A 12,111-nucleotide genomic window follows, 5' to 3' on the forward strand; every position below is an offset into this window, starting at 1 on the left:
CTGATGGCCGCCGAGCTCACCGTCCCCCAGCTGTCCGACAAGCACCGGTCCACCCTGGACCAGGCCCTGGCGGCCATCCGCAGCCGCGCCTACTGGTCCCCGCATCCGGAGCACCCCAAGGCCTACGGGGAAACCGCGCCGGCCGACGGGCTGGCCGCCTTCGAGGCCGTCCGCGGCACCCGGCTCGACCTGGGCCAGCCCGGCACGGACGGCTGGACGGGCGCCGAGGTGTCCCCGTTCGGCCCCGAGCTGGGCGTGGAGTACCCGCACGTCGACCCCGACGTACTGCTGCCCGCGATGAAGGCCGGCATGGGCGCCTGGCGGGACGCCGGTCCCGAGGCGCGCGCCCTCGTCTGCATCGAGATCCTGGCCCGGATCGGCGCGCGGACGCACGAGTTCGCGCACGCGGTCATGCACACCAGCGGCCAGGCCTTCATGATGGCGTTCCAGGCGGGCGGCCCGCACGCACAGGACCGCGGCCTGGAGGCGGTGGCCTACGCGTACGAGGAGCAGACCCGCGTCCCGGGCCAGGCCGACTGGTCGAAGCCGCAGGGCAAGAAGGACCCGCTGGAGCTCGGCAAGACCTTCACGGCCGTCCCGCGCGGCATTTCCCTGATGATCGGCTGCAACACGTTCCCGACGTGGAACGGCTACCCGGGCCTGTTCGCCTCCCTGGCCACGGGCAACGCGGTGCTGGTCAAGCCGCACCCGCGCGCCGTGCTCCCGCTGGCGCTGACGGTGAAGGTGGCCCGCGAGGTCCTCGCCGAGGCGGGCTTCGACCCGAACCTGGTGGCGCTGGCCGTGGAGCGCCCGGGCGAGGGCATCGCCAAGACCCTGGCCGTCCGCCCCGAGATCAAGCTGATCGACTACACCGGCTCGACCGAGTTCGGCGACTGGCTGGAGACCAACGCCCGCCAGGCGCAGGTCTACACGGAGAAGGCCGGCGTCAACACGGTCGTCGTCGACTCGACCTCGAACTACAAGGGGATGCTGTCCAACCTGGCGTTCTCCCTCTCCCTGTACAGCGGCCAGATGTGCACCACCCCGCAGAACCTGCTGATCCCGCGGGACGGCATCGAGACGGACGCCGGCCACAAGTCGTACGACGAGGTCGTCGCAGACCTCGCGGCCTCGGTCGGCGGCCTGCTGGGCGACGACGCCCGGGCCAACGCGCTGCTCGGCGCCCTGGTCAACCCGGACGTCAAGACCCGCCTGGAGGCGGCGGCCGCCCTCGGCGAGGTGGCTCTGGCCTCCCGCGAGGTGGTGAACCCGGAGTTCCCGGACGCGGTGGTCCGTACGCCGGTGATGGTGAAGCTGGACGCCGCCAAGCCGGATCCGGAGGCCCCGTACCTCTCGGAGTGCTTCGGCCCGGTCTCCTTCGCGGTCGCCGTGGACTCCACGGCGGACGCCCTGGACCTCCTGCGCCGCACGGTGCGGGAGAAGGGCGCGATGACGGTCGGCGCGTACACGACGTCCGCGGACACCGAGCGGGCCATCGAGGAGGTCTGCCTCGAGGAGTCGGCGCAGCTGTCGCTGAACCTGACGGGCGGGGTCTTCGTCAACCAGACCGCGGCCTTCTCGGACTTCCACGGCTCGGGCGGCAACCCGGCGGCGAACGCGGCCCTGTGCGACGGAGCCTTCGTCTCGAACCGCTTCCGCATGGTGGAGATCCGCCGCCAGGCCTGACGGCGACGGCTGGAGCGGGCCCGGCGTGGCGGCGCCGGGCCCGCTTGACCCTCGACCTGGTGGAGGTCCCAGAGTCGTGGGTGTGGAGAGCGACATGCGCAGCATCGGCGAGATGGGCCGGGACAGCGGGCTCGGGGTGAGCGCCCTGCGGTTCTACGACCGCGCGGGCGTCCTCGTACCGGCCTGGGTGGATCCGGTGACCGGATACCGCTGGTACGCGCCCGAGCAGTTCGGCGAGGCCCGGCTGCTGGCCCGGCTGCGGCGCTCGGGGATGCCGCTCGCGGACATCCGGCTGGTGCTGGCCGGCTGGGCCGGCGGGGACACCGGCCTGGTGCCCCGGCTGCTCGACGCGCATCTGCGGCGGCTCGAACGCGGGCTGGCCGATGCGCGCGACGAGTTCTCCACGGTACGAGCTCTACTCGGACACAAGGAGACCCCCATGACCACCGCCACCGCCCGGCTGACCGTGCCGGGCACCGAGATCGCGGCCGCCCTGGACACCGTGCGCTTCGCCGCCGGAACCGACCCCGAGCTGCCGGTGCTCGGCGGGGTCCACTTCGACATCGAGGGCGACGCCCTGCACCTCGTGGCCACGGACCGCTACCGGATGGCCGTTGCCCGTACGTCCACCACCGGCCACGGCGGCGGCCGGGTCCAGGTGACCGTGCCCACCCCGCTCGTGGACGCGATGCGCGCCCTGCTGACCGACGCCGCCCCGGCCCGCCTCACCGTGGCGGGCGGCAAGGTGGAGCTGGAGACCCAGGGCCGCCAGGTCGCCGGGCAGAGCCTGGACGAGGAGTTCCCCGACTACCGCCGCCTCACCCGGCTGCCCGAGGGCCGCCGCCTCACGCTGGACGTACCGGCCCTGCGGCAGGCGCTCGGGGAGCAGGACGCCGAGGTGTGCGTCCTCGTCCTGACGGACACGGTGACCGTCGGCGACGACGACTCCACCGGTGACCGGGTGGGGGTCAACCCCGCGTTCCTCCTCGAGGCGCTCGCCGCCGCGGACGAACTGCTGCTGGAGTACGCCGGCCCCAAGGCCCCCCTCGTCCTCCTGCGCCCCGCCGACGAGGACGCCTTCTCGCTCCTGATGCCGGTCGCTCTGGACGCCTGACCCGCCCGGCCCTACGGCGCTGCCTCGTGCGGCTTCGGCCCTCCCCAGTGGAAGAGCGTCATGGCCACGCTCGTGGCCAGGTTGTAGCTGGAGACCTGGGGCCGCATCGGCAGGGAAACCAGATGATCGGCCCGCTCCCGCAGCTCGGGCGAGATCCCGTGCCGCTCCGAGCCGAAGGCGAGCAGGGCGTCGTCCGGGAGGGTGAGGGCGCGGATGTCCTCGCCCTCCGGGTCGAGCGCGTACAGCGGCCCGGCGGGCAGGGTGTCGAGCTCCACCCGGTCCACGGTGGTGGCGTAGTGCAGCCCGGCCCCGGCCCGGACCACGTTCGGGTGCCAGGGGTCGAGGTCGCCGCGGGTCACCACGCCGGTGGCGCCGAAGCCTGCGGCGAGCCGGACCACGGCGCCGACGTTGCCGAGGTTGCGGGGGTTGTCGAGCACGACGACGGGCGCGGTCCGGGGCTGCCGCTCCAGCCGGGCCCGGCCCTCGGCCCGGTCGGGCCGTACCGCCAGCGCCGCGACCCCGGTGGGGTGGACCCGGGTCAGCAGCGTCCGCAGCTCGGCCTTCCGCACCAGCCGCCCGACCTCGCCCGCCACGTCCGGAGCCAGCTCGCCGGCGAGCGCCCGCACGGCATCCGGATCATCGGCGACCACGGCCCGCACCTCGGCCCCGAACCGCAGGGCGTGCTTCAGCGCGTGGAACCCGTCGAGGAGTACGAGGTCCCCCCGCTCGGCGGCCTCCCGCCACTGCCGTGCGCTCTCGTCGGGGCTCCCGTGCTGCTCAGTCATGCCGACGAGCGTACGGGCCGTGGCCCGGGGGTCCGGGGCACGCCCCGGGAACGGGGAAAGGGCGGGGCGGGGAGAGCCCCGCGCAGCGCAACCCGCACGCCCCGGCGGGTCAGCGCACGCCGGCGCCCGGCTCCGCCGGCGCAAGGGCCCGCCCGGCCTCCGCCGGAACCGCCGCAGACCCCGCAGACGCCACCGCCCCCGCAGACCCCGCCGACCCCACCAGGCCGGAGGCCCTGGCCCCCACCCACACCAAGAACACCGTGGGCAGGAACACCGCATCGGCGGCGATCATCGCCAGGGAAAAGAACGGCAACCCCAGCAGCACCGCAATCCCGGCATGCTCGAGCATCATCGCCCCCAGCAGCACGTTCTTGATCCGCCGGTTGAACACCGTGAACGGGAACGCGACCTGCACCGCCACCGTCCCGTACGACAGCAGCATCACGAGCGTCCCGCTCCCCGCCACCACCGACGACAGTTCCGGCCACGGCGTGAAGTAGTCCAGACCGAGCGGGTAGTACAGCGCGGTCCCGTCCTGCCACCGCGAGCCCTGGATCTTGTACCAGCCGGCCGTCGCGTAGATCAGGCAGACCTCCGCCATGATCACCAGCAGCCCCGCGTTGTGCACCAGGTTCGCCAGGACGTCGAGGACCGCCCGCCCCTCGCCCTCCGGCTCGAACCGGTCCACCATCCACCACACCGCGCAGACCACCCACAGCGCCGCGAAGGCCGCCAGCCAGCCGTAGCCGAACCGCGCCGCCACGGCCCCGTACGCGAACACCGCGCCCAGCACACCCCACAGCACCGGCCCGGCCGCCCCCGCCGAGGCCGACCCCCGCAGCCGTGCGCGCCGCGCGTCCAGCGACCACACCTGTGCGCACCGGGTCAGCACCAGGTACATCGCCATCAGGTGGATGACGTTGTCCCCGCCGTCGCCCATGAACACGCTGCGGTTCTGCAGCGACAGCACCCCGGCCATGAACACCACGGACATCGCGCGCGTCCGCCAGCCCAGCATCAGCAGCACGCTCGACAGCACCGACACCGCGTAGACGGTCTCGAACCACAGCCCCGAGTCCGACCACATCAGCACCGTGAAGGCGTGGTTCGAGTCGATCAGCCGCTCCGCCAGCCCGAAGCTCCAGGGCCCGTCCGGCCCGTACAGCTCGTGCCGGTTGGGGAACTCCCTCAGCAGGAAGAACAGCCAGGTCGCGGAGAAGCCGATGCGGACGACGGCGCTCTGGTACGGGCCCAGCGCCCGTCCGGTGACCTGTGCGACCGCCCGGCCGGCAGCGGCCCGCGCCCGTCTCACAGCGTCCACCACGGCAGCTCCCGGTAGTACGTCTGGGTGTCGGTCTTCTCGTCGCTCCACGGCGGCGCCGCGACCGAGCGCGTCGCCGAGCGCAGCTGGATCCGTATGATCTCGCCCCGCACGGACCCGTCCTCCGTGAGCCGGTTCAGCGCGATCCGCCGCAGGTACTGCTCCGACAGTTCGCCGCGCTCGCCGATCGGCTTGTTGTCCTCGTCGTGCGAGCCGGTGAAGAAGTCCCAGGCCCGGCGCAGCTCGTTCTGCCGGGTGTGGCTCGGCAGCAGGCTGTGCCGGATGGCCGCACCGTCCTCGGCCGACAGGTCGCGCCAGCCGACGGGGACCGGCTCGCCGCCGAGGGTGGAGCGGACCTCGGCCCGCACCTCCACCGCGATGTTCTGCTGGAGCGGGTTGGGGGCGAAGAGCTTCCAGTTCTGCTCGAACTCGGGGTAGATCCAGTCGTCGACCGTCTGCGCGTGCTGCTTGCTCACCGTGTTGGACGGGGCGACGTGCAGGAAGACCAGCGCCAGGTGGCCGCAGGCGGCGAGGCCCACCGCCGCGAGGGCCAGGGCCGTGACGACGCGGTACGGGGCGGACAGGCCCGCGATCCCGGGAGCCCGCGGCGGCGCCGCCCGGTCGACGGGCGGCTCGACGGCCGCTTCGGCCGGGGGCTCGACCGGCGGCTCGACCGGCAGATCCGCCGGCGGACGGGCCGACGGGACGGGCGCGGCCGCCGCCGCGACGACCGGCGGATCGATCGGCGGACCGGCCGGCGCAGCAGCTGCTTCCGCGGGCTCGCGCTCGTTCGATTCCATCCCGCCCCGATCATCCGGCGTCCACAGGGTTGACCTCAGAGGTTGACACCCTACGGGCCGCCGACCCACCATTGAAGAGTACGAACCGAACGATCGGTCGGTCGGGCGGTCAACAATCTCTGGCAGGGGGCCGGGATGGTGGCAGTGACCCCGGAAACGGGGCAGGACTCAGGCCTCGGGGCTGACCTCGGGGCACAGCTCGCGGCAGCCTTCGACGCCGCCGTGGCGGCCGACGAGCGCGTCGAGCCGCGCGACTGGATGCCCGAGGCGTACCGCGCCTCGCTCGTCCGCCAGATGGCCCAGCATGCCCACTCCGAGATCATCGGAATGCAGCCCGAGGCCAACTGGATCACCCGTGCGCCTTCGCTGCGCCGCAAGGCGATCCTGATGGCCAAGGTCCAGGACGAGGCCGGCCACGGCCTCTACCTGTACAGCGCCGCGGAGACCCTCGGCACCAGCCGCGACGAGCTGCTCGACAAGCTGCACTCCGGCAAGCAGAAGTACTCCTCGATCTTCAACTACCCCACCCTGACCTGGGCCGACGTCGGCGCGATCGGCTGGCTCGTGGACGGCGCGGCGATCACCAACCAGGTGCCGATCTGCCGCTGCTCCTACGGGCCGTACGCCCGCGCGATGGTCCGGATCTGCAAGGAGGAGTCCTTCCACCAGCGCCAGGGCTTCGAGCTCCTCATGGCCCTGTCCAAGGGCACCGAGGCGCAGCACGCGATGGCGCAGGACGCCGTGGACCGCTGGTGGTGGCCCTCGCTGATGATGTTCGGTCCGCCGGACGACGAGTCGGCGCACTCCGCGCAGTCCATGGCCTGGCGGATCAAGCGGCACTCCAACGACGAGCTGCGCCAGCGCTTCGTGGACATCGCCGTTCCGCAGGCCGAGGCGCTGGGCCTGACCCTGCCCGACCCGGACCTGAAGTGGAACGAGGAGCGCGGGCACCACGACTTCGGTGCGATCGACTGGGCCGAGTTCTGGGACGTGCTCAAGGGCAACGGCCCGTGCAACGAAGAGCGGATCGGCCAGCGGCGCCGGGCCCACGAGGAAGGCGCCTGGGTCCGCGAGGCGGCCGCGGCGTACGCGGAGAAGCACACGGCCCGGACCTCACACACCGCGGTACAGAGCACGGCAACGAACGAGGAGGCAGGGGTATGACGCAGAACTGGCCACTGTGGGAGGTGTTCGTGCGTTCGCGCCGCGGCCTCTCGCACACGCACGCGGGCAGTCTGCACGCGCCCGATGCGGAAATGGCCCTGCGCAACGCCCGCGACCTCTACACGCGGCGCGGCGAGGGCATCTCGATCTGGGTGGTGCCCTCCACCGAGATCACCGCGTCCTCGCCGGACGAGCGGGACCCGTTCTTCGCCCCGTCGGCCGACAAGCCGTACCGGCACCCGACCTTCTACGAGATCCCCGAGGGGGTGCACCACCTGTGACCAGCACCGATGCCGTTCAGCCCGATCTCGTTCAGTCGGCGGCCCTCGCGCTGGGGGACGACGCCCTGATCCTCTCCCACCGCCTCGGCGAGTGGGCGGGTCACGCCCCCGTCCTGGAGGAGGAGGTCGCCCTCGCGAACATCGCGCTCGACCTCCTCGGCCAGGCCCGCATCCTGCTGTCCCTGGCAGGCGACGAGGACGAGCTGGCCTTCCTGCGCGAGGAGCGGTCCTTCCGCAACCTCCAGCTGGTCGAGCAGCCCAACGGGGACTTCGCCCACACCATCGCGCGCCAGCTCTACTTCTCCTTCCACCAGCACGAGCTGTACGCGGAACTGGCCGTCGGTGACGGCCCGTTCGCCCCGCTGGCGGCCAAGGCCGTCAAGGAGACCGCGTACCACCGCGACCACGCCGAGCAGTGGACCCTGCGGCTCGGCGACGGCACGCAGGAGAGCACCGCGCGCATGCAGGCCGCCCTGGACGCGCTGTGGAAGTTCACGGGCGAGATGTTCCAGCCGGTCGACGGCATCGGCGGCGTGGACTGGGCCGCCCTGGAAGCCCGCTGGCTGGCCGCCGTGGGCGGCGTACTGGAGCGGGCCGGGCTCACGCTCCCCGAAGGCCCGCGCACCGGCGCCTGGGCCGCCGGGGCGGGCCGCCAGGGCCTGCACACCGAGTCCTTCGGCAGGCTGCTCGCCGAGATGCAGCACCTGCACCGCAGCCATCCGGGGGCGTCATGGTGACGGACAAGCCGCGCACCGCGGCCCCTGCGGCCGGCCCCGAGGCTCCGCAGACCCCCGAGGCCATGACCCGCCTGGAGGCGGAGCTGGCCGAGCTCGCCGGCTCCGTGCCGGACCCGGAGCTGCCCGTCCTCAGCCTCGCCGAGCTCGGCGTCATGCGCGGCGTGCGGATGCACGAGGACGGGCACGTCGAGGTCACCCTCACCCCGACCTACACCGGCTGCCCCGCCATCGAGGCCATGTCCGCCGACATCGAGCGGGTCCTGACCGGCCACGGCATCCCGGACGTGCGGGTGCGCACCGTCCTGGCCCCGGCCTGGTCGACCGACGACATCAGCGCGGAGGGCCGGCGCAAGCTCGCCGAGTTCGGCATCGCCCCGCCGCGGCCGCACGCGGCCGGCGGACCGGTCCCGCTCACCCTCTCCGTCCGCTGCCCGAACTGCGGATCGACCGACACCGAGCTGCTCAGCCGGTTCTCCTCCACCGCATGCAAGGCGCTGCGCCGCTGCACCGCCTGCCGTGAACCGTTCGACCACTTCAAGGAGCTGTAGATGGCCGCGTCCACGCCGTCGCCCACGTCGGGCTCCGGGCGCCCCGCGCGCCACGGCGCCTTCCACCCGCTGACGGTGGCGGCGGTCGACCGGCTCACCGACGACTCCGTGGCGCTGACCCTGCGCGTCCCCGAGGAGCTGCGCGGCGAGTACCTGCACGCCCCCGGCCAGCACCTCACGCTGCGCCGCAGCACCCCCGAGGGCGTGGAGATCCGCCGTACGTACTCGATCTGCTCCCCCGCCCCGGACCCCGCGGGCCCCGGCCCGGCGGCGCTGCGGGTGGGCGTGCGGCTGGTGGAGGGCGGCGAGTTCTCCACGTTCGCGCACAAGGAGATCGCCGCCGGGGACGTGCTGGACGTGATGGTCCCGGCCGGGCGCTTCGTCCTGGAGCCGGACGCCGCGCCGGCCACCGGGCACTACGCGGCGATCGTCGGCGGCAGCGGGATCACCCCGGTGCTGTCGATCGCCGCCTCGCTGCTGGCGGCACGGCCCGACGCCCGGTTCTGCCTGGTCCGCAGCGACCGTACGGCGGCGTCGACGATGTTCCTGGACGAGGTCGCCGACCTCAAGGACCGCTTCCCGGACCGGTTCCAGCTGGTGACGGTCCTGTCCCGGGAGGAGCAGGAGGCCGGGCTGCCGTCCGGCCGCCTCGACGAGGAGCGGCTGAAGGCCCTGCTGCCCGCGCTGCTGCCCGTCGCGGACGTCACGGGCTGGTTCCTGTGCGGCCCGTACGGGCTGGTCGTGGGCGCGGAGCGGGCGCTGGGCACGCTCGGCGTCGTCCGGACCCGGATCCACGAGGAGATCTTCCACGTCGAGGACACGGCACCGCCCGCCCCGGCCGCGGCCCCTTCCCACGTACGGGTCACGGCCCGGCTCGACGGCCGCTCCGGGACCTGGCCGGTCCGCGACGGGGAGTCCCTGCTGGACGCCGTGCTGCGCAACCGCGCGGACGCCCCGTACGCCTGCAAGGGCGGGGTCTGCGGCACGTGCCGGGCGTTCCTGGTCACGGGAGAGGTCCGGATGGACCGGAACTTCGCGCTGGAGGCGGAGGAGACGGAGGCCGGTTTCGTGCTGGCCTGCCAGTCGCACGCGGTGACGGAGGAAGTGGAGATCGACTTCGACCGCTGAGGCGCCGCCCCTTTCCTTCGCTGTGCATTTTCCACCGCGTGCTCTATCTTGACGCACCGTCAGGTCCGGACCGGGCCTGACGGGGATCCGGTGCGCGCGGGAGGACAGGCAGTGGACTTCACCTTCACCGAGGAGCAGCAGGCCGCCGTCGAGGCGGCGAAGGCCGTCTTCGCGGACGTCGCCCCGGACGGCGTGCCCAGCCCCGCGCTGACCCCGGGGGCCGTCGCCGAGGACTTCGACCGGCCGCTGTGGGCCAAGCTCGCCGCGTCCGACCTGCTGAGCCTGGTCCTCGCCGAGGAGCACGGCGGGGCGGGCCTCGACGCGATCGCCCTGTGCCTGGTGCTGCGCGAGGCGGCGAAGGTGCTGGCCCGGGTTCCGCTGCTGGAGCACTGCGCCACCGCCATGGCCGTCCAGGCCCACGGCAGCCCCGAACTGGCCGCCGCCCTGCTGCCCGAATCCGGGCGGGGCACGCTCGTCCTCACCGCCGCCGCCCACGGGCGCAGCGGCCACGATCCCGCGGAACTCTCCGTCACCGCCCGCCGCGAGGGCACGCAGTGGACCCTCGACGGGGTCCAGACGGCCGTCCCGTGGGCGCACGGCGCCGACTGGATCGCCGTACCGGCCCACACCGGCGAGGGCGAGGCCGTGCTCGCGCTCGTCCCGCGCGCCGCCGAGGGCCTCACCCTGGCCGAGCAGGTCTCCACCAGCGGGGAACGGCTCGCCGAACTCGCCCTGGACGGCGTACGGGTGCCCGCGAGCCACCTCATCGACACCCCGGGGGCCTGGGAGCGGCTCCGCCAGCTGCTCGCCACCGGAACCTGCGCCCTGGCACTCGGACTCGGCGAGAACGTCCTCGCCATGACCAGCCAATACACCGGCAAGCGCGAGCAGTTCGGCTTCCCGGTGGCCACCTTCCAGGCCGTCGCCGTCCAGGCCGCCGACCGCTACATCGACCTGCGCGCCATGGAGGTCACCCTCTGGCAGGCCGCATGGCGGCTCGACGCGGCGACCGGCGGAGCCGGCGGCCCGCTGCCGAGCGCCGGGGACGTCGCCGTTGCCAAGATCTGGGCCTCGGAGGGGGTACGCCGGGTCGTGCAGACGGCACAGCACCTGCACGGCGGCTTCGGCGCCGACACCGACTACCCGCTGCACCGCTACCACGCGTGGGCCAAGCAGCTGGAGCTCCAGCTGGGCCCGGCCGCCGCGCACGAGGAGGCGCTGGGCGACCTGCTGGCCGCCCACGCCCTCGCCTGACGGCCGGCGCCCGGCGCTCTAGAGCACGAAGGCCGGGTTCCCGGTGTCGGTCACCATCGGGCGCCCGGCGCCGTCCCAGGCCTGCATGCCGCCGTCGATGTTCACGGCGTCGATGCCCTGGCGCACGAGGTACTGGGTGACCTGCGCCGAGCGCCCGCCGACCCGGCACATCACGTGCACGCGGCGGCCGTCCTCGACGACCTCCGTCACCTCACCGAAGCGGGCCACGAAGTCGCTCATCGGGATGTGCAGGGCGCCTTCCACGTGTCCGGCAGCCCATTCGTCGTCCTCACGGACGTCGAGGACAAAGCCTTCGGAGGGCACCGCGGCGGCGTCCACCGAGGGAAGCGGTCCGAAGTTCATACGTCGCCTTCTCTCATCGCAGGTCTGACTCCCAACCTATCCAAACTCCGCGAGCTCGGCCTCGCGCTCGGAGACCTGGGCCAGCAGCTGCTCCGCGATCTCCTCCAGCAGCCGGTCCGGATCCTCCGGCGCCATCCGCAGCATCGACCCGATCGCGCTGTCCTCCAGCTCCCGCGCCAGCACCGACAGCAGCTCCTTGCGCCGTGCCAGCCACTCCAGCCGGGCGTACAGCTCCTCGCTCTCGTTCAGCTGCCGCACGGCCTCCGGCACGGGACCCGCCGCCCACTCCTCGGCCAGCTCGCGCAGCATCTGCTCCTCGCCCCGCGCGTACGCCGCGTTGACCCGCACGATGAACGCATCGCGCCGCTCCCGCTCGGCCTCGTCCCGGGCGAGATCCGGGTGCGCCTGACGGACGAGCTCGCGGTAGAGCCGGCGTACCTCCTCCGTCGGCCGCACCCGCTCCGGGGGCCGCACCGGGTGGTCGGTGAGCATCGCGGACGCGTCGTCGGAGATGCCGTCCGAGCCCATCCAGTCGTGGAACAGCTCGTCCACGCCCGGCATCGGCATCACCAGCGAGCGGGCGTCCCGGGCCCGTCGCAGATCCTCGGCATCGCCGCTGCGCTCCGCCTTCGCCTCGGCGATCAGCGCATCCAGCTCGTCGAGCCTCGAGTACATCGGGCCGAGCTTCTGGTGGTGCAGGCGGGAGAAGTTCTCCACCTCCACCCGGAAGGTCTCCACGGCGATCTCGAACTCGATCAGCGCCTGCTCGGCGGCCCGCACGGCCCGTTCAAGGCGCGCCTCGGGACGCTCGTCGCCGGTCTCTTCAGTCTGCTGCTCGCTCACCCGGCCACCCTAAGGCCGGTCGGCCCGGGCCGATGTTTCACGTGGAACATCGACCCGGGACCGTGACCCCGTGTCCCCGGGCCCCGG

Annotated in this window: 13 protein-coding genes; 8 read left to right on the plus strand and 5 right to left on the minus strand. The window is 73.3% G+C overall.

What is annotated here, in order from left to right:
- The first annotated feature begins 3 nt into the window (after positions 1-3).
- Together paaN and OG299_RS20085 are read left to right on the plus strand one after the other, a co-directional pair.
- Positions 4-1,686 (plus strand): phenylacetic acid degradation protein PaaN, encoded by a 1,683-nt coding sequence (gene paaN / locus OG299_RS20080; RefSeq protein WP_266627513.1) that lies wholly within the window; start codon positions 4-6, stop codon positions 1,684-1,686.
- 94 nt (positions 1,687-1,780) lie between these two features.
- Complete coding sequence (locus OG299_RS20085) at positions 1,781-2,800, plus strand: DNA polymerase III subunit beta family protein (RefSeq protein ID WP_327362211.1); 1,020 nt, start codon at positions 1,781-1,783, stop codon at positions 2,798-2,800.
- A gap of 11 nt (positions 2,801-2,811) precedes the next feature.
- Here the strand turns inward: OG299_RS20085 and OG299_RS20090 are convergent, their stop codons facing one another.
- The 3 genes from OG299_RS20090 to OG299_RS20100 form a co-directional block, all read right to left on the minus strand.
- Positions 2,812-3,585 carry a TrmH family RNA methyltransferase gene (locus OG299_RS20090; RefSeq protein WP_327362212.1) on the minus strand — a complete coding sequence of 258 codons (774 nt, stop codon included), beginning with the start codon at positions 3,583-3,585 and terminating at the stop codon, positions 2,812-2,814.
- Between the two features lie 109 nt (positions 3,586-3,694).
- Complete coding sequence (locus tag OG299_RS20095) at positions 3,695-4,906, minus strand: HTTM domain-containing protein (protein WP_442817521.1); 1,212 nt, start codon at positions 4,904-4,906, stop codon at positions 3,695-3,697.
- Positions 4,894-5,706: a DUF5819 family protein gene (locus OG299_RS20100; protein ID WP_266627518.1), complete on the minus strand. Its 813-nt coding sequence runs from the start codon at positions 5,704-5,706 to the stop codon at positions 4,894-4,896. The genes OG299_RS20095 and OG299_RS20100 overlap by 13 nt, the downstream gene beginning before the upstream one ends.
- Before the next feature lie 135 nt (positions 5,707-5,841).
- Between OG299_RS20100 and paaA the strand changes: the two genes are divergently transcribed.
- The 6 genes from paaA (at position 5,842) to OG299_RS20130 (ending at position 10,818) form a co-directional block, all read left to right on the plus strand.
- Positions 5,842-6,870, plus strand: coding sequence for a 1,2-phenylacetyl-CoA epoxidase subunit PaaA (gene paaA / locus OG299_RS20105; RefSeq protein ID WP_266627520.1), 1,029 nt, complete (start codon positions 5,842-5,844; stop codon positions 6,868-6,870).
- Positions 6,867-7,151 carry a 1,2-phenylacetyl-CoA epoxidase subunit PaaB gene (gene paaB / locus OG299_RS20110; RefSeq protein WP_030292728.1) on the plus strand — a complete coding sequence of 95 codons (285 nt, stop codon included), beginning with the start codon at positions 6,867-6,869 and terminating at the stop codon, positions 7,149-7,151. The genes paaA and paaB overlap by 4 nt, the downstream gene beginning before the upstream one ends.
- On the plus strand, positions 7,148-7,888 hold the full coding sequence (gene paaC, locus OG299_RS20115; protein ID WP_327362213.1) for a 1,2-phenylacetyl-CoA epoxidase subunit PaaC: 741 nt from the start codon (positions 7,148-7,150) through the stop codon (positions 7,886-7,888). The genes paaB and paaC overlap by 4 nt, the downstream gene beginning before the upstream one ends.
- Positions 7,889-7,950: 62 nt before the next feature.
- Positions 7,951-8,436, plus strand: coding sequence for a 1,2-phenylacetyl-CoA epoxidase subunit PaaD (gene paaD, locus OG299_RS20120; protein ID WP_266633389.1), 486 nt, complete (start codon positions 7,951-7,953; stop codon positions 8,434-8,436).
- The gene (locus OG299_RS20125; protein ID WP_327362214.1) at positions 8,437-9,564 is read left to right on the plus strand and encodes a 2Fe-2S iron-sulfur cluster-binding protein; all 1,128 of its coding nucleotides are present in this window, start codon (positions 8,437-8,439) and stop codon (positions 9,562-9,564) included.
- A gap of 111 nt (positions 9,565-9,675) precedes the next feature.
- Entirely contained in the window at positions 9,676-10,818 is a 1,143-nt protein-coding gene (locus tag OG299_RS20130; protein ID WP_266627527.1) for an acyl-CoA dehydrogenase family protein, read from the plus strand.
- Between the two features lie 18 nt (positions 10,819-10,836).
- Here the strand turns inward: OG299_RS20130 and OG299_RS20135 are convergent, their stop codons facing one another.
- Positions 10,837-11,181, minus strand: a complete 345-nt coding sequence (locus tag OG299_RS20135) for a rhodanese-like domain-containing protein (RefSeq protein WP_266627529.1) — start codon at positions 11,179-11,181, stop codon at positions 10,837-10,839.
- Positions 11,182-11,217: 36 nt separating this feature from the next.
- Positions 11,218-12,024, minus strand: a complete 807-nt coding sequence (locus tag OG299_RS20140; RefSeq protein WP_266627531.1) for a J domain-containing protein — start codon at positions 12,022-12,024, stop codon at positions 11,218-11,220.
- Positions 12,025-12,111 lie beyond the last annotated feature (87 nt).

Origin of the sequence: Streptomyces sp. NBC_01296, from assembly GCF_035984415.1 — a bacterium.
Classification (GTDB): Bacteria; Actinomycetota; Actinomycetes; order Streptomycetales; family Streptomycetaceae; genus Streptomyces.